General features: G+C 60.6%; 17 protein-coding genes and 1 pseudogene. 6 read left to right on the forward strand and 12 right to left on the reverse strand.

Features of this window, described 5'->3' with window-relative positions; all coding sequences use genetic code 11:
- Positions 1 to 80: 80 nt before the first annotated feature.
- A complete protein-coding gene (locus CS1GBM3_RS14950) occupies positions 81 to 1,760 on the reverse strand; it encodes a pyrroloquinoline quinone-dependent dehydrogenase (RefSeq protein ID WP_244534662.1) in 1,680 nt (559 codons plus the stop codon).
- Positions 1,761 to 2,514: 754 nt separating this feature from the next.
- Here CS1GBM3_RS14950 and CS1GBM3_RS14955 point away from each other — a divergent pair.
- A complete protein-coding gene (locus CS1GBM3_RS14955; RefSeq protein WP_072396258.1) occupies positions 2,515 to 2,973 on the forward strand; it encodes a cupin domain-containing protein in 459 nt (152 codons plus the stop codon).
- A 520-nt stretch (positions 2,974 to 3,493) separates the two neighbouring features.
- On the opposite strand, the gene CS1GBM3_RS14965 is transcribed toward CS1GBM3_RS14955, so the two are convergent.
- The 4 genes from CS1GBM3_RS14965 to CS1GBM3_RS14980 all read right to left on the reverse strand — a co-directional run bounded on the left by CS1GBM3_RS14965 (position 3,494) and on the right by CS1GBM3_RS14980 (position 6,883).
- Positions 3,494 to 3,694 carry a TetR/AcrR family transcriptional regulator gene (locus tag CS1GBM3_RS14965; protein WP_072396262.1) on the reverse strand — a complete coding sequence of 67 codons (201 nt, stop codon included), beginning with the start codon at positions 3,692 to 3,694 and terminating at the stop codon, positions 3,494 to 3,496.
- A gap of 215 nt (positions 3,695 to 3,909) precedes the next feature.
- Positions 3,910 to 4,638: a pentapeptide repeat-containing protein gene (locus CS1GBM3_RS14970; RefSeq protein WP_072396263.1), complete on the reverse strand. Its 729-nt coding sequence runs from the start codon at positions 4,636 to 4,638 to the stop codon at positions 3,910 to 3,912.
- Between the two features lie 161 nt (positions 4,639 to 4,799).
- Positions 4,800 to 5,462, reverse strand: a complete 663-nt coding sequence (locus tag CS1GBM3_RS14975) for a response regulator (protein ID WP_072396264.1) — start codon at positions 5,460 to 5,462, stop codon at positions 4,800 to 4,802.
- A complete protein-coding gene (locus CS1GBM3_RS14980; protein ID WP_083567627.1) occupies positions 5,459 to 6,883 on the reverse strand; it encodes a histidine kinase in 1,425 nt (474 codons plus the stop codon). The genes CS1GBM3_RS14975 and CS1GBM3_RS14980 overlap by 4 nt, the downstream gene beginning before the upstream one ends.
- 173 nt (positions 6,884 to 7,056) lie before the next feature.
- On the opposite strand from CS1GBM3_RS14980, the gene CS1GBM3_RS14985 reads away from it, so the two are divergent.
- On the forward strand, positions 7,057 to 7,584 hold the full coding sequence (locus CS1GBM3_RS14985; RefSeq protein WP_072396265.1) for a DUF3280 domain-containing protein: 528 nt from the start codon (positions 7,057 to 7,059) through the stop codon (positions 7,582 to 7,584).
- A 267-nt stretch (positions 7,585 to 7,851) separates the two neighbouring features.
- Here CS1GBM3_RS14985 and CS1GBM3_RS19980 read toward each other — a convergent pair.
- The 7 genes and pseudogenes from CS1GBM3_RS19980 to CS1GBM3_RS15020 all read right to left on the reverse strand — a co-directional run.
- Positions 7,852 to 8,138: pseudogene (locus tag CS1GBM3_RS19980) on the reverse strand (integrase core domain-containing protein); the annotation flags it as partial.
- A gap of 9 nt (positions 8,139 to 8,147) precedes the next feature.
- Positions 8,148 to 8,384, reverse strand: a complete 237-nt coding sequence (locus CS1GBM3_RS14995; protein WP_072396266.1) for a hypothetical protein — start codon at positions 8,382 to 8,384, stop codon at positions 8,148 to 8,150.
- Positions 8,385 to 8,838: 454 nt separating this feature from the next.
- Complete coding sequence (locus CS1GBM3_RS15000) at positions 8,839 to 10,071, reverse strand: PQQ-dependent sugar dehydrogenase (protein WP_072396267.1); 1,233 nt, start codon at positions 10,069 to 10,071, stop codon at positions 8,839 to 8,841.
- Between the two features lie 352 nt (positions 10,072 to 10,423).
- The gene (locus tag CS1GBM3_RS15005) at positions 10,424 to 11,572 is read right to left on the reverse strand and encodes an ABC transporter permease (RefSeq protein WP_072396268.1); all 1,149 of its coding nucleotides are present in this window, start codon (positions 11,570 to 11,572) and stop codon (positions 10,424 to 10,426) included.
- On the reverse strand, positions 11,569 to 12,561 hold the full coding sequence (locus CS1GBM3_RS15010) for an ABC transporter ATP-binding protein (RefSeq protein ID WP_083567628.1): 993 nt from the start codon (positions 12,559 to 12,561) through the stop codon (positions 11,569 to 11,571). Before CS1GBM3_RS15010 ends, CS1GBM3_RS15005 begins: the two co-directional genes overlap by 4 nt.
- Positions 12,548 to 13,351 carry an HlyD family secretion protein gene (locus CS1GBM3_RS15015; RefSeq protein ID WP_072396269.1) on the reverse strand — a complete coding sequence of 268 codons (804 nt, stop codon included), beginning with the start codon at positions 13,349 to 13,351 and terminating at the stop codon, positions 12,548 to 12,550. Before CS1GBM3_RS15015 ends, CS1GBM3_RS15010 begins: the two co-directional genes overlap by 14 nt.
- Entirely contained in the window at positions 13,348 to 14,043 is a 696-nt protein-coding gene (locus CS1GBM3_RS15020) for a TetR/AcrR family transcriptional regulator (protein ID WP_072396270.1), read from the reverse strand. The genes CS1GBM3_RS15015 and CS1GBM3_RS15020 overlap by 4 nt, the downstream gene beginning before the upstream one ends.
- A 1,211-nt stretch (positions 14,044 to 15,254) precedes the next feature.
- On the opposite strand from CS1GBM3_RS15020, the gene CS1GBM3_RS15025 reads away from it, so the two are divergent.
- From CS1GBM3_RS15025 to CS1GBM3_RS15045, 4 genes are all read left to right on the forward strand, one after another.
- Entirely contained in the window at positions 15,255 to 16,085 is an 831-nt protein-coding gene (locus CS1GBM3_RS15025; protein ID WP_072396272.1) for an N-formylglutamate amidohydrolase, read from the forward strand.
- Positions 16,082 to 17,962, forward strand: a complete 1,881-nt coding sequence (locus tag CS1GBM3_RS15030) for a flavohemoglobin expression-modulating QEGLA motif protein (protein ID WP_072396273.1) — start codon at positions 16,082 to 16,084, stop codon at positions 17,960 to 17,962. Before CS1GBM3_RS15025 ends, CS1GBM3_RS15030 begins: the two co-directional genes overlap by 4 nt.
- Positions 17,963 to 17,971: 9 nt before the next feature.
- Positions 17,972 to 19,018: a glutathione synthetase gene (locus tag CS1GBM3_RS15035; RefSeq protein ID WP_072396274.1), complete on the forward strand. Its 1,047-nt coding sequence runs from the start codon at positions 17,972 to 17,974 to the stop codon at positions 19,016 to 19,018.
- 1,827 nt (positions 19,019 to 20,845) lie between these two features.
- A complete protein-coding gene (locus CS1GBM3_RS15045) occupies positions 20,846 to 21,724 on the forward strand; it encodes a methyltransferase family protein (RefSeq protein WP_171946505.1) in 879 nt (292 codons plus the stop codon).
- Positions 21,725 to 21,744 lie beyond the last annotated feature (20 nt).

The raw sequence follows: 21,744 nt of genomic DNA on the forward strand, positions 1-21,744 counted from the left end.
AAGCCACATCGCTGCGGCGGCTCCGCCTAGCTTAAAGTCATTTGAAGGGAGCGCTGCCGCTGTTCCAACGGCTGGCGCCCTTAATGGGCCGTGAGCCCGAACACGACGATGGCGCCTCCCTGACGGAAGCCCCAGATCTGGCTGCCTCCAGCCGCCACGGCCACGTATTGCTCTCCGTCGATCGCGAAGCTGATGGGCGGGGCGTTGACGCCCGCTCCGCAATTAAAGTTCCACAGGTTTGCGCCCGTATTGGCATCGAAGGCGGAGAAGTCGCCGTCGCCTTGCCCGGTAAACACAAGGCCGCCTGCCGTGGCCAGGACACCCCCAACCAGGGGCTTGTTGGTCTTAGTCTGCCAGGCGATGCGTCCTTGGTTGGCGAGGTCCAGCGCGGTCAGCGTCCCCCAGTTCAGCTCGGGCGATGGTTCGATGATGAAATATGGAACGGCCGGCTTGTCTCCATCGGCCGGCAGTTCATCAGTGCGGTAGATCATGGGGATGTGCATGCCCGCCACATAGACGACGCGGCGGGAGGCATCGAGTGAGGCGGGCGACCAATTCGATCCGCCGGCCGGCCCCGGCGTGATGCGAACCCTCTCCCGTGTCGGCCGGGCGAACAGGTTGGCTTGTGGGACGAACGCGTCGGACTTGAACAACAATGTGCCGTCGCGGCGATCATGCACGTAGTACCAGCCCAGCTTGCTGGCTTCGCCGACGGCGGGGATCATCTTGCCGTTGACCTCGACATCGAATAGCGACGGTGGGCTTGCGACGTCGTAGCCCCACATATCGTGTGGCACTTGCTGGTAGTGCCAGACAAGCTCACCGGTCGCAGCCTTTAGTGCCACCAGGGAAACGGTATAGAGGTTGTCACCGGGACGCGTTCCGTCGGCGGCCTGAGGCGAGGGATTGCCGACGCCGAAGTAGATGGTGTCCGTTTCTGTGTCGACTGCGGGCGTATGCCAGATCGATCCTCCTCCGAAGCGCCAGGCGTCGGGGTGTTGGGCGAGGCTCTCCTTCTCCGCCCTGATGTCGCGATTGAGCGGTACGCCATCTGGCGTCTCCGTGCGGAACTGGCCTTCCCAGCCTTGCTGCGTGGTATCGAATTTCCAGACCTGCTTGCCTGTTTCGGCGTCATAGGCAGCGAGAAAACCGGGGCGCCCGTATCGCCCCGCGACGCCGACGACCGCTCCCAAGGGAGCACCGGGCCGCGGGCTGTCGAGATGCAGTCCATAGCCGACGCCAGTAATACCGACGATGACCTTGCCGTCGTAGACCAGCGGCGCGATGACTGCGCCCACACCGGTCGACCCGGTGACGTTCCGGCCGTGCAACGGGTCTCCGGCGGCGAGTGCGCCTTTGCTTTCGGTCGCGCCCGCTCCTTGCTCCGCCAGGGCAATGTCCCAAACGGGCTTGCCGGTTGACTGAGCAAGCGCCACGAGACGAGCATCGACGGTCGCGACATAGACCTTGCCGTAGCCCAACGCGGCGCCGCGGTTGGCTGGCCCGCAGCACAGTTTGTCGGATATACGCTTGTGCTCGTAGCGCCAGAGCTCTCGGCCGGATCTGGCATCAAGGGCGACCACATGCGAGAACGGCGCAGTGACGTACATGACGCCGTCCGCAACCAGCGGGGTCGTCTGGAACGTGGCGGCGCTACCGGTCTGATACATCCATCTGGGCACCAGCCGCTTGATGGTCTCAGGATTGATCTGGTTGAGCGGCGAGAAGCGCTGTTGGCCATAGTCTCGTCCATAGAGCAACCAGTCACCGGCTTGCTCTTGGGCCGATCGTAAGCGGAGATCATTGATCTCAGTCGACCACACTGGCGAAGCGACCGGCGACGCCGCGGGGGTCAAGGCGACCAATGCAACTGTGATAGCTCTGCGCACAAGACCCTCTCTTTTGCGTAGGCGTTAAACGCCGCGCTTGTTCTTGACTGCCGAAGGTCGCGCCCATCAGCGTGGCGACCCTCGTGTAGACTATTCGACCTCAAGCCAGGCGATCAGGGCAGTTCACCCGGAAACGCTTGGGCAGATTACATAACGCTGCTCGTCATCACCGAGGTTTGATCGCTCGGTCTCTCGTTCTATCGGAGCGCGGATCGTCGAGATCCATTGTTGTGGCATTTGCCCAAGGCTTCGCGTGTGAATCCCCGTGTCGGTCTCTGATCGGGCTTTGTTACTCTCGCGTGTCGACTGGGGCAGCGTGAGACAACGGGATGGCATGGCCTGCACAAGGCGCGTCTAGTCAGCCAATTGGCTGGGTTCGGCATGTCCTGCCGGCATGGCGCGATGTGCTGATCTTCGGGTCCGTGGCGATCACGGTTGCCGGGGCCGTCGGGGTTATGGGGGTGCGTTTTCTGAAGTCATCTGATGCAGAGGGGGCCGGTGTGCTTCCCGACGTCATGAGCGCACGCTGTCTCGAACCCAAGCCTCGGGACCAAGCGCCAGAGCGGCCCGTCGGCGGTCGATCAAACGACACGTCCTTAATCATCAAGACAGGAGCCTTTCGCAGATGAGATATGCTCTGATTGCGGCCGCGATGTTCGCGGCGGCATTGCCAACTGTTGCCACAGCGCATGACGAGAATTCTATCTTCTATGCCGATAAGATCGAGTTCAAGGACAACAATGCGTTCCCGCCCGGCGCCAAGAGCGCAGTCCTCTATGGTGATGCGGAGAAGCCGGGCCTGTTCATTCTCCAGGTGAAGCTGCCGGCGAACTACGTCGTGCCGGCGCACACGCACCCTGGCATCGAGACGGTCGTGATGCTGAAGGGATCGATGGGCCTGGGTGAGGGCAGCACGGTTGAGAAGACCGGGCAGATGCTCACGGCAGGCAGCGCGTTTATCGTTCCCAAGGACCATGCGCACTATGTTTGGACCGGCGACGAGGGCGCGATCTTCCAGGTCACGGTCAACGGTCCGTTTGACCTGATCTACGTCGATCCGGCCGACGATCCGCGCAAGAAGTAGTGGCAGCCGCGCTTTGAGGTGGCGGACATGATATCAGCGCCACCCAAACCGTAGGCACACGCTACCCATCGTCGCCCCGAGCACGTGCGGGGCGACGATGGTCCTCTTTCCTGCGTTGATCACGGGGATCCGATCCTACTGAGTCGGGTCACTTGGGCTGAGTAGGGCGTTGGCGCTGTGCAGCGCGGACGCGAGCGCCCGGTCGGCATCGTCACCGTTGGGAAGCGCTCGCGATATCGAGAGCGCCCCCACCATGAGAGCAACGATGCTCCAAGCTCGCCGCTCCCGGTCTGCCTTGGATCCGCGAAGGGCGCCGGCTATCTTCTCTACAAACTTCCTCATCTTGTGCCCGTAGGCGTCGCGCACCGCCGGCTTGGCGCGTGCAACGTCGGCGCTTAGGCTCGGCATGACGCACCCTGACCCCGGGTCCGAGCGATGCTCGGCGTTGATGTACGTCTTAAGCCAATCCCGAAGGATCTTGCGTTGCTCGCTCTCTTTTCCCGTTTCGCTCAGGAAGGGTTCACCTAGGCACGCTCGCCTCGATCACCCCTTCCAGAAGCGCGTCCTTGTTCGCGAAGTTTGAATAGAAGGCGCCGGACGTCATCCCCGCCGCCTCGGCGAGGCCATCCACGCCAACCCCATGGAACCCCTTCTCGCGCAACGTGCGCGCTCCCGCCTCAAGGATTATCTCCTTGGCCTTCTGTTTTTGGTCGGGCGGCACGCTTGGAGTCTCCTTGTCATGTTTTCAGGGCCTTAGGAACTGTTATATGATAATCATCATGATTATGTGCGTACGAACGCCCTATCTCGTCGTGGCAGCGGACAGGCGGCGGCGACCCACTCACGGCGGTCTGAGGCGAGTTGTGAAGGCTCGAGGAGATGGTGGTCGGGATCAGCGTATCTGGCACCACCTTCGCTACGGCTCATGCTGAGCGCTTAGCCGCCTCCCTGCGCCGGTTGGCTATCGTCCTGCGCAGTGCCTGACAAATCGGCTTCCCGCAGGCTTGCGCCGTCGAAGGTCGCTTTGGTGAGGTTTGCGTTGCGCAGATTGGCTCTATCGAGCTGAGCCCCGGAAAAATCAGCGAAGCTTAGGTCGGCGCGCTCCAGGACGGCTTCCGTCATAATGGCCCTGGCAAATTTGGCGCCGCGCAGAACAGCGCCCGTTATGAGACCCTGATTGTCCCTTGGATTGAGCCCACCAAAGCGCGCGCCCGCGAGTTTGGCACCGGTAAAGTCGATGAAATCGAACTGTCCTTCGAGCCACGCGCGCTCGAGATTTGCGCCGCGGAAGATGGCGGCCTCGGACGCGGCTGGCACCATCGCCAAGAAGATGGAAGGACGGCGAATGCTGGCTTCCGTCAGGGTGGCATCGGTAAAGTTTGTGTTGGTGAGAATGGCGCGATCGAGAACGGCGCCGCTCATGTCGCAGCCGGACAAATTTGCCCCCGACAAGTCGGTGCCAAAGAGTGACGTCCCTTTCAACTTGGCGCGCTTGAAGTCGACGCCGGCGAGGTCAAGGTTGGCGAGATCCAGTCCCGACAGATCTGGCGGCTGATCTGGGGCCGCCGCAAACAGGCGGCTAACGACCTCACGCGCATTGATGGTGTCTGCCTGCGCCGGCTGGCAGAAGCAAAGGGCAAAGAGGGCGAAGGCGATAGCTTTCATGGATCCTAGGCGTTCGCTGTTGAATGAGGCACGATCGCTGCGTGCCGTTCCTGATCCTCGCAAGATGGTGCCCTTCGAGCGCCCGCGCCATAGCGGATCGCCCGAAGAACCTTGGGCGATTTGCACAATGATTGGACGAGACTGCCAATGCTTAGCCGCTGTCAGGTAGACTGAAGGCTCACGAGCGGCGCGATGAGGCCGTGCCGCATGCAGAAATAAACGAGGTCGATGTCCGATCCGACGCCAAGCTTGCTCTTAATTGCGTAGTGGTAATTGCCAACGGTCTTGGGTGCGAGCCGCAACGTCTCGGCGATCTCCTCGGTAGATTTGGCCTCGAGGATCAGCCCGAGAATCTCGAATTCTCGCGGTGACAGGGCTTCGAAGGCGTTGGCATCGCTCTTGAGCCGGCTGGTTGCCACGGCTTCGGAGATTTCCGGACAGAGCGCGGTCTTATTTTTTGCCACGCTTTCGATGGCGGCGACGAGCAGCTCCGGGTCGCTGCTCTTCGTGACATAGCCTTTGGCTCCGGCCCGGAATGCCTGCAGGGCATAGGCGGCATTGGCGTGCATGCTGAACACGAGAATGCGCGCGGCGGGATCCCACTGGCGGATCTGGCGGATGGCATCGATGCCGCCACGGCCCGGCATCGTGATGTCCATGATGACGACGTCAGGCGCCTTGGACTTATAGAGTTTGTAGGCGGTGTCGGCGTCTGCGGCTTCACAGACAACCTGAATGTTTACATGCTCTTCGATGAGAGTCTGGTACCCCCGCCTGACTACGGCGTGGTCATCGACAAGCATCACGCGAATGGGCTGGTTCATGCAGCTTCTTCTCCGCTTTCACGAACGGGAAAACTGACCCGGAGCTCAAAACCTTTGCCGTCGCGCTGGCCCGCGGCAAACGTTCCGGCGAGCGCGTACACCCGTTCTCGGATGCCGACCAAGCCGACGCCGCCTGTGCCGTCGTGCGAAACGGCCGCGCTTTTCCCGTCGTCCATGACCGCAAGGTCGATGCGCCCTGCGCTGGTGGCGCCGTCGAATGAGTTTTCCATGATCACGGTCACGCTTTTGGCATTGGCGTGCCTAGCCGCGTTGTTTAGTCCTTCCTGCACGATGCGATAGACGTGAGCTGATATCTCGGCCGGCAAATCATCAAACCTGCCGTTGGTCTCAAGGCTGAACGTCGTTTCGCCGTTGGCGAACCTGTTGTGGCCCTCGACCAGGTTCTGCAAGCTCGTGACGAGTCCCAGATCGTCTATCTCGGGAGGCCTGAGGTAGGTCAGGGTCTCTCGCAGCGACCGCATGGTGCCCGAGGCGATGGTCACCAGTTCCTCGCTCTGTCTCGCGGCCGACGGTGCTGCATGCTGACAAGCCCTTTTAATTGAGGCTGCGAGCCCGTTCACGGCACTCAGCCTTTGCGCAACGTCATCGTGAAGTTCGCGCGCGATGTGGCGCCGCTCCTGTTCCTGGGCGTTTACGAGCTTACGGGCCAGTTCGGATCGCTCAAGTGTGGTCGTTTCGAGCCGGTGCGCCATGCCATTGAACACCTCGGCGATGCGGTTGAGCTCCGTCATCTTGAAGCGTGGCAACCGGTGCTCCAGATCGCCATCCGCGAGCCGATTAAGGCCTGACAGGATTTCCGCGGTGGGCCGAAGCGAGCGTTCGATCGCCAAATACACAAGGAGGCACATGGCCAGGATCATGACCGCCGCGATTCCAAGAAGGCGCGACAGCTCGAGCCAGGCGCGCCCCGCGATGGCGCTGGCCTCCATCGTGGCGATCACTATTCCTTGCACCTCGCCCTTGTGCTGAAGCGGACGTTCAACGACCGATTGGCCCGGGAAGATCGTATACGCGTTGACGAACCAGTTTGGTGAAACCTGGCCGTGCGTATCCATACCCAGGCAGTTGGAGTAGGACTTGCCACTCGCCTTGGCGACATATTGCAGACACTGGCCCGGGTGCAGCACGTAGGTGGCGATAACCTCCCAATCGGGAAATCGATCGGCGCGGTCTAATGCGGCGTCGATACGAATGAGTTGCAAACCGAGCTGTTTGACGACCGCAGCTGCCGCTTCTTCGTTTTGAGATGCTGCCTCACGTCCGACGTCGCGCAGGACCAGTAGGGCACCCCCGGTCATGCAGAGCAAGGCAACCAGCAGGATGCGCCGCACCAACACCCATTTCAGGTCCAGTCCATCCGTACGCCGGGAACGCAGTCTGAAGACCGCGGAAAGCGACATGTTCGATCTCCTGCCTCAGATATGGTGAGCCTAGCGCCGAACGCGAAATAGGGAAATGGCGGCAAGGAAAGGTCGTGGAAAATGCCCAACCTCCCGGGGGCAACCCTCAGTGGCGGGATGCGGTTAATTGGGCTTTGCTTGGGGAAGGTTATTGATCCAAGGAGCGTCAACCAATGAACGTAACCAACATCCTCAAAGCTGCGACGGTCGCCCTGCTTGGCGTGGCTGCCGTTGCCGCCCTGGCAGGCGCCAGCAACGCCGCAGACGCGTACAACACCGCCTTTTTGGGCGTCCACTTTCAGAACGACAATGAGATGTACGAGCCGACCAGCGATGCAGAGCGCAAACGTATCGAGAAGGTTGGACAGATCTTCACGAGCAAGCTCACGGAGTCGACCAAGTATCGCTTTGCCGATGTCGGTCCGGAGCTAAAGGCTCGGATCGCCGCCGGCCAAGCGCCCGGCGAATGCGGCGGCTGCGAAGTTGATTACGGCAAGGAGCTCGGCGCCGAGTGGGTCGCCTGGATCAATGTCCAGAAGGTGTCGAACCTGATCCTCAACATGAACGTCTACATTACCGACGTTCACAACAACAAGATGGTCTTCGTCAGGAGTGTCGATATCCGCAACAACTCGGATGAAGGCTGGGAACGGGCAATCAACTATCTCCTCAAGAACTATCTGCTGCCCGGCGTGTCGTAACAAAGAAGGCGCTTGAGTCTGGCGGCGACCGCGATGGCGGGTCTGCCAGACTCGGCTTTTTTGTCCCGCGACGGTGCCACCTCAAAGTTGTTCTCTATTGCAACCTGATGGACTTCACGCTTGACGGTCGTCCGGACCGTCCGGTTCCCCCGCAGGACTTCCAGCCCAGATCCGCGGTGAAGTATATTACTGAAGTGTCCGTCGTCAGGGTTTTCGGGACATTTGAGCGGCTGATCTAAGTGAGAGTCCGGCTCATCTGGTTGAGGCTTATGCTGCTGCGTTGATGGGTTTTCGGCGTCTCTGCTCGATGGTGCGTCGCTTGATATCTTCGCGTCGTTTGAGAATGCGAGCACCTCGCCCGAAGTAGACGTCAGCGGGCGTCAAGTTGTCCAAGCTCTCGTGATAGCGGCGGTGATTGTAGTGCTCGACGAAGCCGGCAACGCCCGCTCGAGGTCATCCGGCAGATAGTAGTTTTCAAGCAGGATGCGGCACTTGAGCGAAAGGTGCTAGCGCTCGATCTTGCCTTGGGTCATCGGGTGGTACGGCTTTCCTCGGGTGCCTTTCTAAAGCCAGTTGGACGGAGAGTATGAGCGGCGGCGCGCGCGCGCGAGGCGGGGACCGTCACCATCTATCGGCCGCGGCTGATGGCGCGATCCAAGCTCCATCTCGAGGCCGATCTGTCGGCACGCATCGACTCCGACATGGATGTCCGCGCGCGGCGTCGACACGCCGCCGGCCGCAGGCGCCGACGCGGACGTGTCCGTTGAGCCGAGCGCCAGAGGCGCCATCGGCGGACGCATCGAAACTGGGCCCTGCGCCACGGACCGGCGTTGGCGGCGGGATCGGCGTCGGTGGTGGCATTGGCGGCGGAGGCGGGCTCTTGTCACGCTGACGATAACGGTGGCGCCATATAGCCGCTAGAGTCATTCGAGTTCGTTCACCGGGCGTCCGCTCTTCACCTCGATACGGACTTACACGGATCGGCGCTCAGGACACGCCGATTGATGGTCGCCGATGTCCGCAGATGCCGTCCACAGCATCACCAGCGGACATCCGCGAGACTACGACTGCCGCCTATAGTTCCGTCCTCGAAAAAGTCCGCTGTTCGATCCTGAGAAATGCCACACCCAAGCTACAAGGCGTGTGCCGGGTGATCAAGGATTGCGCAACCGTACTTCGCCGAGAGCATTCTACTCGTTGGGTCAACCGACCTGCGTAGCAGATCTCATGCCATTTTGGCGTGGGCCATCAGGCCTAGCGAGCCTCCGTTGCGCGTTCACGTGCTGGTGTCAGGTGAATGAGCGCGCCCTCGTCTTCAGCGACATTGTTTTTCTCATCGGCATCCTGGTGGTCTTTGAGAATGAACAGACTGCCATCGCGCGCTTCGATGACGTCGCGAACCCGGAAGCCCATCCCGATGCGCTCCTCCACTTCCCCCTGATCATCCGATAGGCCCAACACGAACAGCGCTTTCGACGACATTCCGCCCATCAGCGCCTTGCCCGTCCACGTCGGGAAGAGGTTGCCTTGGTAGAAAATCAAGCCCGAGGGTGAAATCGAGGGGTTCCACGACAGCACCGGCGCTTTGAACTTCTGGTTGTCGCTGTGCGAGGGAATTTCCTTATCGTCATAGTGGCTGCCTTCGCTCACCAGTGGCCAGCCGTAGTTGGCGCCTTTCTCGATGACATTCACCTCGTCACCGCCCTTGGGGCCCATCTCGTGCTCCCAGATGATGCCCGTCTTAGGATCAATGGATATGCCAAGCGGGTTGCGGTGGCCGAGGCTCAGAATATCCTGCGAGCCTTTGCTCTGATCTGCGAACACCCGGTCCTCGGGAAGCGATCCGTTGTCATTGATGCGCACGATCTTTCCGACATTCGCGGCCGGGTCTTGTGCAGGGTCGAAACGCTGCCGGTCGCCAGATGTGACAATCAGCTTGCCGTCAGGGGCAAACACGAGCTGTCCGCCAAAATGTCCGCGACCAACCGTCTTTGGCTGCTGCCGCCAGATGACCGTAACGTCTTTGAGCGCTGTGCCGTCGAGGCGGCCGCGCGCCACGGCGAGACCCTTCAGCGTCACGTCGTCAAGCTGCTGATACTCGCCCAGACGCGGATCGCCGGGATCTTTAGCCCCTGCAGGCTGCTGCTCAGCGGCTTCCACATAGGACAGATAGACGAGGTTGTTGGTCGAAAAGTCGGGATGCAGGGCAATACCGAGCAGACCACCTTGCGCGCGGTAGGCGACCTTGGGCACGCCGGCGAGGGGCTCCGACAGTGTTTTGCCGTCGAACGTGCGCACGGAACCCGTCTTTTCGGTAATGAGCAGCCGGTCGTCGGGCAACAACGCAAAGGACCAGGGATGATCAAGCTTGGTCATCGTTTCGGCATTCAGTTTGCCGGCCTTTGTGACGATCGAATCGGCAGAGGCGGGAGAGAACATCGCCATCGCGGCCACCATCGACGCTTTGATGATTAGATGAGATCTCATCGCACAATCCAATCGCGGTCAGGAACGGCACCGAACACGCACGGCGTGCTAAGTCCGCAACGTTTCGTGGAAGCGAGGGTTCCGCTTGCGCTAGGATCCGGCATGGGTTTCGGTCAGCAAACTGACGCTCTAGACGTCTTGTTACTCGGGGTATGACCGCATATGGCAGACGTTGTTGCTTAGGCGGGTTGTCCCAGAAGCCGACATCACGGCATGAGTGTTCAGATACTCTGATGCCGCCTTGCTGGGGTCAGCTTTCTGGAGAGGAGCGGTAGACATTGGCCAAAAGTCCCGGAAGCAGGAAATGAGCGCTCCGGTGCCCCAGCCTTCCGATCTGATAGTCGGCGTATCCTCAGTCCAAAGTGCGTCGGAAGCGACGCACGGCGAAGATCATGGCGATCAGCATGAGCGCCAGCAGGGCCAGCACCTCCAACAGCAGATCGTAGAAGTCCGCGCCCTTCAGCATGATCCCGCGCACGATGCGCATGTAATGGGTGAGAGGCAGGCACTCGCCAATGACCTGCGCCCATCCCGGCATGCCCGCGAACGGAAACATGAAGCCCGACAGCAGGATGTTGGGTAGGAAGAACATGAACGACATCTGGATCGCCTGCAGCTGGTTCTGGGCGATGGTCGAGAACGTGTAGCCGATCGCCAGATTCGTGGCGATGAAGAGCGTGCTCAGAAGCGCGAGCAGCGCCGCGCTGCCGGTGATCGGAACCTCGAATACCAGCGTGCCGAAGGTGAGGATGAGCGCCGCCTGGATGAAGCCGATAAGGATATAGGGTGTGATTTTCCCGATCATGATCTCGAGTGGCTGGATAGGCATGGCGAGCAGGCTTTCCATCGTCCCGCGCTCGATTTCCCGGGTCACCGAAAGGGACGTGAAGATGAGCATCGTCATGGTTAGGATGACGCCGAGCAGTCCCGGAACGATGTTAAGGCTGGTGACGGCGGCCGGATTGTAGCGGCGATGCTGGCGGATCTCGAAAGCGGGCGCGGGCAGGGTGGTCTCCGGAAGTCCGCGATCACGTGCCAGCGCGGTGGAGAGGACGCCGTCCAGCGCGCCAAGGGCCGTGCCGGCGGCGACCGGATCGCTAGCGTCGGCCGCGACGAGGAGCGCGGGCCTGTAGCCGCGGCGAACGGCACGCTCGAAGTTGGCCGGGATCTCGACGCCGAACAGCACGCGCCCAGACCGCATCAGCCGATCCATGTCGCCTTCCGAATGCACCACCTGGACCAGGTCGAAATAAGACGTGTTGCGTAGCGCAGCGATGATGGAGCGGCCGACGGCAGTATCCTCGTAGGCGAGCACCGCGGTCGGCAGGTGACGCGGGGTCGTGTTGATAGCAAATCCGAACAGCGTGAGCTGCACAAGGGGAATGAAGATCATGGTGCCGAAGGTCAGGCGGTCCCGCCGGAGCTGCACGAACTCCTTAATGAACACTGCCACTGCGCGCGAGATCGCGCCACCCCACCACCTAGTTGCATCGCAGGTCATCGGAAGTTGTCCTGAGATCTTGCCATCAGGTCGATGAACACGTCTTCCAATGTCGGAGAGGAGAGCCGCCATAGGAGATGCGGATCCTTGCCCATTTTTGCTGCCGTGGCGTCGAGAACCTCGGCGTCGCGTCCGGCGACGTGTAGGCTGGTGCCGAATGGGGCCACCATGTCGACGCCGGGCATTCCAGCCAGCGTGTCGGCGAGGCTGTTCAGCCCCGGGCCGCTGACGGTGTAGGTGCGCAGGCGCGAGGCCTCGATCACCTCGGGGATGCTGCCCTGCGCCAAGAGTTCGCCGTATGCGATGTAGGCTATCTCGTGGCAGCGCTCGGCCTCGTCCATGTAGTGCGTCGAGACCAGCACCGTCATGCCGCCCGCCGCGAGCTTGTGAATCTCGCCCCAGAACTCGCGCCGCGCTTTCGGATCGACGCCGGCGGTCGGCTCGTCGAGAAGCAACAGACTGGGGTGGGGTAGAATGCAGGCGCCGAGCGCCAGGCGCTGCTTCCAGCCACCCGAGAGAGTCTCCGCCAGCTGCAGCTCGCGCCCCTCGAGGCCGAGCCGCGCGATGGCCTGCTGTGCCGCTTCCTCCGGATCCGGCAACTCGTAGACGCGGGCCACGAACTCCAGGTTCTCCTTGATCGAGAGATCCTGGTACAGGCTGAACCGTTGCGTCATATAGCCAATGTGGCGCTTGAGCTTTTCCCGCTCGGCCAGGATGTCGTAGCCGAGGCACGTGCCACGCCCGGCGTCCGGTGTGAGGAGCCCGCAGATCAGGCGCAAGGTCGTCGTCTTGCCTGAGCCATTGGGGCCAAGAAACCCGTAGATCTGGCCGCGGCGCACGCGCAGGGACAAGTCGCGCACCACCACCTTGCTGCCGAACGACTTCGTAAGGCCCTCGACCTCGATGGCGTAGGGGCTGTCGTGCCGGTCGCCATTGGCGGGCCTGCGGTCGAAGATCGCGACGTCGCGCTCGTTCTCACTTCTCGGCATGCGTTGTCTCGGGCAACGGCGTGTCTACGAGCGCGACGGACACCGGCTGCCCGATCCTTACCTCCTCGGGGAGCTCGGGGATCGCCTCCATGAGAAATACGAGCCTCGCCCGTTCCTCGAGGCTGTAGATCACCGGTGGGGTGAACTCGGCCTGCGCCGCGATGAAGCTGACGCGGGCATAGAGATCATCGCGGCAACCGTCGCAGCGGACCAGAACCCGCTCGCCGATCCGAACTTCGGGCAGTTTGGTTTGCGGCACGAAGAAGCGCACCTTGATGTTCTGTGGCGGTAAGATGGACACGATCGGCCGCTCCGGTCCGACCGTCTCTCCCTTCCTAAAATAGACCTCTTGGATGGTCCCGGCGGCGGGACTCAGCCGTGTCCTCCGCTCGAGCCGGGTGCGCGCTGAGATGAGCCGCGCCTCGGCCGTCCGCAAGGCCGCGTCGGCATCGTCGAAGGCCTTTCGCGTCCCGACGGCCTGCTTGAGGAGCACTTGCGCGCGGTCGTAGCTCTGCTTGGCATTGGTGACGGCTGCCTCGCTCTCGGCAACGGCGGCACGCTGCAGGTCGTCGTCGAGCGCGAAGAGGCGCGAGCCGACCGCCACGTCCGAACCCTCGCGCACGGGCATATCCTCGATGCGACCCGCCTCGTCGGGGCTGACGAACACCAAGTCCGCTTCAACCCAGCCCTGGTATTCCGCCTGCGTGCCGTGCGGGCGGAAATACGCGTAGGTGGCAACGCCGACGATCACGGCGAGGACAACGGCGGCCACGGCACTTCTGCGTCTCATGGCGCCGTCCTTCGCTTTTTGCCGGTCAGCACCTCGCGGTGCGCGCGGAAAAAAGCCGCGACATCGAGCGGCTCGATCCTGGCGAAGAGCGCGTCCCAGATGACCGCGACCAGGAGCGGAGCGGCGACGAGCTGCGGATAGCGGGCCACGGCGTCGCTCGGCAGCTCACCGCGCTCGGCGGCGCGTTTTGCGAGATTGGCGATGAGCGGCATCACGCGGCCGACCACGTTGCGATAGTAGAACTCGGCAATGCGCGGGAAGCGCGGCCCCTCGGCAATGATGAGACGGACGATGAGTTTGCGCCGCGTCTCGAGTATCTCCTTCTCGAACACGGAGAAGAGAGCGTCGAGCACCTGCTCGATCGACAGGTAGGGGGCGGCCGCGAGCAAGCTTATGCGCTCCAGCACCGGCGAGATGGCGCCGCGCACGACCTCTTCGAACAGCGTCTCCTTGTCGTCGAAGTAGAGGTAGAGAGTGCCCTTCGCGACACCGGCACGGCGGGCGACGTCATCGACGCGCGCCGCCTGGTAGCCCTCCTCGGCGAAAACAGACAAAGCCGCGTCGAGAATGGCTTCCTTGCGCGTTCCGGGCTGCTTTTTCGAGGTGCGACCGGGCTTTGGAGCGCGACTTGGCTTTGGCCGGGCTGCGGGCTTCCGTGTCTTTTCTTCCGCTTTTGATGAGCTACGCCGCATGACCTGACCACATAATGACTGACGGGTCAGTCATTATGTATGCCGTGCATCGTAGACGCACAAGGCCTGGCCTGCATCAATCGCCTGATTGTGATGAAACCAACGGAGGCGCCGCGAGGTATTCGTTGCAGAGTTGGCTCGTTGGAACGACGCGGATGGAAAACGCAGCACTCGAAGTGGCCGAGATGATCGCCTTGCGCCTTAGGAGAGAGTTTTATTCCGAGACCACGCCTAGCCCGATCTGGCTAAGCCTTGCAAAGTTGAGCCGTGCGGAAGTCGAGCGGCATCCCTGGCCCTGGATGTGCTCAAGCCGGCACAGTAGTGGGCAGTCCGGACTGCGCTAGCAATCAGGTGATCGCGTTGCACCCCTTGAGGGCCCGCATCGCAAGCTGATTTATGATCTTGTCAGTCCGCTGATTCGTGGCCGTGTACCCGTAGGGCACGTGCCGAGGCGACCGCCTTTCTGACCCTCGAGGGGACGCGCAATCAATATGTGGGCGGCATCCCGAGGACATCGCACCACGCATCGATCTCCGGCTCTGGAAGCAGGATTGGCGAAGCATGTCACCCCCCGGGCCGCCTCGACACACAGCATGCGCTGGTGCTCGACAATCGCAGCCAAATCGCGCGACTCGGCGGGATCGCCAATTACCTCGCTCGCTGGCAGCCCCCGGCGCTCATGCTGTGGGGGCGGCACGATATTTTCTTCGACCTTGAGGACCCTCTTGGATGAAGGCGCTCCCGCGCATGGAGGCGCACATCCTAGATGGCCCCCATCTCCTGCTCGACACTCATGCGGCCAAATGTGCTGCGTTGATGCGCTCCTTCTTACGAAGTGTAGAGAAGACTAAGCGCCATGCCGATCCGGCACGATATGTCGACGGTCGTCCTCCTGGCATTGCCACATTGCAACGGCGCTGTTGCGCACCGGCGAAGAGTCGGCTCCGGACCATTTGCGGAACCTCGACCGCGATTATCCGATGTCCACACACGGGACAGATCGACCGGCGATCAGCTCGCCACCGAAGATTAGGAAGGGCCGCTAGGCCGTTCTTCAGCCCTCTTCCCCGAGCTGGTGACTGGGCCAGGATGAAACGACCTCCAGCTCACCGAGCTTGGTTGTGTGCATTGCGCCGGTGCTCCGTAGACGGGAACAATCTTTGAGCGCCAGCCGTTTAAGTTTGCACCATCGGCGTCCAGGCTGTCCCAGGATGAAATTGGTTTCGGCGAGCGACGCACGGCCCAGAACCCGGCGCCTGTCGCTGTGGACATTGCACCGCGCCGATTCTCCGATCATCGGTACTGCAATCCACGACGGGCACTTGGTCGATGGCGACATCGCCTCTCTTTTGGCTGTCGCTGCAGATGTGCGTCTGCGAGAAGAAGATCCGTTTACCGGCGACCTCATCGCGGGTCTGCCAAGCTACCTTGTATTCCACCGTTCGAGATTTACTGTCGACCTCAACCGAGCGCGCGAACAATCCGTGTATCTCAGTCCAGCAGAGGCTTGGGATCTCGACGTCTGGCATGAAGCCCCAAGCGACCACGTCGTGGCGCGGTTGCGCGAGATCCACGACCAATACTATGCGGCCTTGGCGAGCACGCTAGACGGGCTGGAGAAGCGCTTCGGCACCTTCCTCGTGCTCGATGTCCACAGCTATAACCATCGCCGCGCTGGAGCAAAGGCACCTGCTACCGCCGGGGACGCCGCGCCCGACATCAACATCGGCACAGCATCGATGGACCGCGTCCAATGGGCTCGAGTGGTCGAGGGGTTCATGGAGTTTTGCGCGTCTCGCATGATTATGGGACGGCGCCTCGACGTTCGGGAGAACGTGGCTTTCGAGGGGCGTGGCGAGCAAACCCGCTTCATCCATGAGCGGTTTCCCCGAACGGGATGTGCAATCGCAGTCGAATTTAAAAAGATTTTCATGGACGAGTGGACCGGGGAGCCGAACAGACAGTGGCTCGCTGAGCTAAGGGCACTGCTAACGGACTCCGTACCCGTTTTGGAGCGCGCATTGAAGGTGCCCAGGCCATGAGCAAGGCTACAACGACGCGGAACACCAACCGTCGGTCAAACCGTGGCGGCGAGCTTGAAGCCGGGCGGTTCATTCGAACCAAACTCGGCGCGCATGGCCGCATGCACGTCGATCGCGCGTTGCCTTTCATTTGTCTTCATATCCGAACCGGCGAGACCGCGGCGCTGGCCGCCGAGCAGCTCGCCACAGCGCAAGCCTCGCACATCGTCGTCGATCGTTTCGAGGACGTAGCCTCAGGTCTTGCTGACTTCACCGAGCTCATGGGTGACGTCTTTGGAGCCTGCCTGCTGATCGAACTCCTCGAATTGAGCGAGGATCGTCGCTTGAAAGATGACGATCCGAGTCTCCCAACGTTTGAGATCGACGTTGCTTGCAACGAGCGTGTGGGAGCGGCAGATGCCCGAGACGCGTTCTCTAACGCCCTCAGGGGCAGCAAGATGCGCTATCGCAGGCCGCAGGTCGTAAAGCGCTCCGGGCTTGCCACTGAGGACGAGCGATTCGAGAAGCTCACTCGAAAAATGCCTTTTCTTCGCATTGGTATCGCGCCGATCTACCGCCAACCCTCCACGGAGCAAATCTATCCCGAGCTTCTCGAGCAGCTCGTCGCCCATCTCTATGACGCGCTCTTGAAGGCTGTCTACGCTTTTGCGTACACCGCGACGTCGTTCAAGCCGAGATCGCATCGCGCACTCGGACGCAAGATCGTCATCGACGGAGTGCGCCGGGTCGATCGTCAGATGGATGCGATCTGCTCATCTTTCGACTTTCTCGTGGATCTGACACCGATCAACACGGAGGAGGCGTGGGAAACATTCCGGCACCAGCGGTTTGCCGAGACGCCAAATTTTCATTATCGCCCGTTGACTTTCGATGTAGGAGCCAAAAAGCGCGAGCTTTTCTCGATCTCGCTGGATCAGCTTGAAGACCCGACGCTTACAAAACTGTTTGATGAGAAGCGGCGCGAAATTGACCTCCAACTCACCCTGCTCAACGAACGGGGGACCGAACGTGCGAAGGATGTCAGCCGCGTCATGTATGGACCTGTCGAGCCGGAACTAAAGAGCGAGGCCGAGCACATCATCCGGCATCTCGATGCAATAAACGAGAACCGCGGATTCGAAGACGACGACGTTTGTCTCGATGCGCACCATGTGCGCATGCGAGCCGAGCAACAGATATCACGCTACCGGCGCCGTTTCGAAGCTTTCTCACCAAGCGTGGAGATACGCGCCGATATGCCGGCGGGTCTCATGGTTTCCGGCCCGCGCCTTTTGATCTCTCGGACAACAGCCGTCCCGAAACACCGTGTGGAAGCGATTCTGAACCACGAAGTCGGCGTTCACCTCCTGACATATTTCAATGGACAGGAGCAGGGTCTGCGGCTGCTTCGCTCTGGACTCGCCGGCTACGAAGAAATGCAAGAAGGCTTGGCGGTGTTTGCCGAGTACGCCTCTGGTGGTTTAACCCGGCCGCGCTTGCGGCTCCTCGCAGCACGGGTGCTCGGGTGTGAGGCTATGCTCGCTGGCGCCGATTTCATGGAAACCTTCAATATGTTGACCGAGCACTGCGGTCTGACAAGCCGCGGAGCCTTTCACGCCGCTATGCGTGTTCACCGAAGTGGCGGACTAGCAAAGGACGCGATCTACCTGCGCGGGTTGATGCAGGTCCTTCATCATTTGAGAGAGGGCGGTGCTCTTGATGTGTTCTGGATTGGAAAGATTGCGTCGCGGCATTTTCCGTTCATGACGGAGTTACTCGACCGCGGCCTCTTAAAGGCAATACCGCTGGTTCCAGATTTCGTCTCGGTGTCCGCAGCCAAGCGTCGAATCGCTACCCCTGGTTCGGTCCTGTCCCCTATCGACCTGATGGTTCATTAAGAGGCCGTCATGCACATCGCATTCTTCGTCAATGGCTTGCAGTCCGAGTACCCCCGGTACACGACAACGGCTCTAGCCATGAACGCGCGGGAGCGAGGGCACGATGTGTGCTACGTGACGCCTGATGACTTCATTCTCCGTCCGGACGACGGGATGTCGATCAAGGCCGTGGTGCCGCGGAAGAAAAAATTCGCGAATGGCGAGGGTTGGATCGCCGAGCTCCAAGCCGACGACGTGCCAGTCAAGACGTTCGACATTACGGACGTCGACATCTTGATGTTGAGGAACGACCCGTCTCTCGATGCAATCGAACGACCTTGGGCCGCGCAGGCAGGCATCGTGTTTGGGCAGTTTGCCGTTGAAAAGGGAGTGATCGTGCTCAACGATCCGGCAGGATTGGCGCAGGCGCAGAATAAGCTCTATTTCCAAAAGTTTCCGAGTGATGTCCGCACCATAACGCTGATTTCCAAGGATGCCACCGAGATCAAGGCTTTTGTCTCGAAGCAAGAGAGCAAGGTAATCGTGAAGCCCCTCCAAGGTTCCGGCGGCAAGAATGTGTTCATGATCAAATCAATTAAGGATGAGAATTTCAATCAGATCATCGAGTCGCTCGCGGAGGAAGGCTACATCATCGTCCAAAGCTACCTGTCCGAGGCCAAGCACGGAGACATTCGGCTGTTTTTAATGAACGGACGCCCACTAGAAATAGATGGCAAGTATGCGGCCGTCCGGCGCGTCCCGTCTGGCGATGACATACGGTCCAACATGCATGCCAAGGGAGTGGCGGAAAAGGTCACGATCACCGCGGATCATCTTCGGGTGGCCGAGCTTGTTCGTCCGAAGTTGCTGCACGACGGCATGTTCCTCGTCGGGCTTGACATCGTGGGCGACAAGCTGCTCGAGATCAACGTCTTCAGTCCCGGCGCGCTCATGAGCGCCAGCGACACACAGGGCGTGGCGTTCGCCGACCCGATCATTCAATCCATGGAGCGGAAGGTCGAGGTCAGAAATGCGGCTTTGCGGCCGTTCCCCAATCGCGAACTAGCCGTGATATGACTCGGCGATCACGTATGCTTGATGAGCCAACCGACGCTTCTTCGCCGCCTCGTTCAACGGAGAAAACGCACCGACCAGAGCACGACGTGGCGGCGTGCCCGCCTTCGGACGCCTTCGATTTGGCGTCCTGGCTTCCGCGGGTGTCATCCTTATCCTGGCGCCCCGCGGCCCGCTCCCGAGCCGCGTTGGAGCCGCGCATGTCTCCCCGATCGCGAGCGTCACCCTTCGAAGACGACCTCTTTTCTGTTGCGGATGGTCTCTCCGATCCTGGAGTCCCCATGTAAATAACGAGGTGCCGAAGCGGTGGCACACTTAAAAAAAGCCCCCGATTAACGAGGGCAGTAATGGAGTTAGAACGCCTCATGATTCCGGCTTTCTATACCGGTCCTTTGACAACCTCTAGGGTTCGAAAAAGTTGCTCCTCGGGGTCTTGGCATTCATCGACCATTTGAAACACAATGCGTGCCGTAGATGCGCGTCTCGGGTCTCTCGGCTCAAGCCCAATGCTCGCGCAAGCGAGATCGTAGACAAGTTGAAGCATAGCAAGTTCGACTTCATCGAACGAGCGGAGCGGCCCGTTTCTATCGAGGTAATCGACAAGGTGCGGCATATCGTGCCTCGTTTAGAGGTGGTACCCGCCGTGGGAAGAAAAGTTCCCGTCCAACACCTAGCGTGGAGCGAAAGACAATTGCCGTGCAATACGCTGGAGTAGTGCGACCGCAACAAGCTGCTGGAACAATTGACGGTCCAGCAGGCCTCTCCCGGGTAGCTTCGGCGATCTCAGGCTGCGTCCGCTCGATAAGATTCGGTTTGCTGCTTGCGGTCCATCTGCCCGCCCTTGCGCTTCAAGCGCGGACTTCTTCAGCCTGTCGATATCGGCGATGCAGTCCATTGGCGCTCGAACTCGTCGAGCGGGCTGCTTGTGCGATAACCAAAGGCAGCCCGTGTATGTGCGCCAAGAAAACCAACATCTCGTCATTACCGTTCCATCGACAGCATCGGAACATATAATCAAAACAACAAGGAATTGGTCGATGCTTGCAAAAATTCAGCCTGATTGCGCCGGGCTTGCTCGCTTCCAGTCAAAGCCACGAACAATCGTGACCGGAGACGCCCAACACCTCGGTCAGGAAGCCGTAACAGAGACATCAATGAGGCAACATCCGCGCGGCCCACCCATGGCAGATTCCACACGCTATCCAGAGCAACGGCCAGTCCGAAGTGAAACGCTCATAGCCGGGCGCAATCTAGTGAGGGCAGCCGCAAACGACATTTGTGCATTGGCACGCCGCGCCTTGCGCCGGAGTGGCTCAGAGCGTCGGCCAGGCGTCTCGGGGCCATATTTAAGGGGCGGTTATTGTCGTCGCACTCGGCATACTTGCCTCCGGCGCCACAATGCTGTGGGCACTTCACGACATCTCCCTCGACGCACGAGTTACACAGCAAGGTCGAGAGATCATGCTTGAGGCGGCGGACGGAACGAGCCTTGGTTGTGTGGGCCCGGTCAAAGTCTCGAATGCGAAGCGAACGGATTTTCCAGCTCACCTGGTTAAAGCGGTCCTGAGTAATCGAAGATCACCGCGTCTATAGCCACTGGGCGTCGATTCTGCGCGGTATATTGCGGGCAGCTCACCGCAACTACACGTCCGGACGGATCATCGAAGGCGGAAGTTCTATTGAGTAGCCCTTGTGTTAACGTGCGCTTGAGCTAGGCCTCGAGTTTGTTGTTGAACCTGCGCACGCACGAATGAGGAACCAGCGCACGTCGCGGCCGTTGCCATCTCAATGAGTTTGGCGCGCAATTGTTCGGTCACGTTGAAAATGCCAATGGGAAGACACAATCCACTTCCGAAGCGCTCGGTAGAGCCGCGCGTACTAGGATTATTTTACGCTCTTGCGGCGTTCGTGGGCACATTTGCATTTTTCGCAACCTTCATCATTTTTCTAGGTAATCTACCCAACGCCTCGAATCCGTGGCTCCTACCGGGCGTCGATGTAGGCCCGGCGATGGCTCCCGCCTGGGCATTGCTTACAAACGCTCTCCTGCTCACCCTCTTTTGTCTTCAGCATTCCGTTATGGCGCGCGCACCGGTGAAGCGGCTTGTCGCCGCTGTCGTGCCGGCTCCACTCGAGCGCGCGACGTACGTACACGCCGCCATCCTTGCGGGTTTTCTGTTCATCCTGTTGTGGCAACCGGTGCCGATCGTGCTTTGGCACTTCAAGAACGGCGCGGTGGAGGCAGCGCTGTGGACGGCTTTTGGCCTTGGATGGCTCCTTCTCTTCGCTGCTGCCATCTCAATAAATCTGCCCGAGCTTCTTGGCCTAAAGCAAGCCTGGGCCTGGTACAACGGACGAGCGCCGCAGCCGCCGAGACTGAAAACAAATTGGCTTTATCGCTTCGTGGAACACCCGATGTATGTGGGCGTCATCCTTGGATTCTGGATGACACCTTACATGACAGTTGGTCATGCGGCTTTGGCAATTCATCTGACGCTCTACATAGCAGTGGCTGTAGGTCACGAGCGGCGTGATCTCCGGAATAGATTTGGCAGCGACTACGATATTTGGCGCGGCCGCCACCCTGCTCCCGCGCTTACGATCATGCAAGTTGGAGCGGAACTGTCGCGCCGTTACCACCCACTCATCAAGGCGCCGATACCGATCGAGATGCGCGCACGCCTGGCGCAACTCGGTCCAATGAAATGATCCGCCCAGACGGGTTGCGA

It is taken from the genome of Hyphomicrobium sp. CS1GBMeth3, from assembly GCF_900117455.1.
GTDB lineage: Bacteria > Pseudomonadota > Alphaproteobacteria > Rhizobiales > Hyphomicrobiaceae > Hyphomicrobium_C.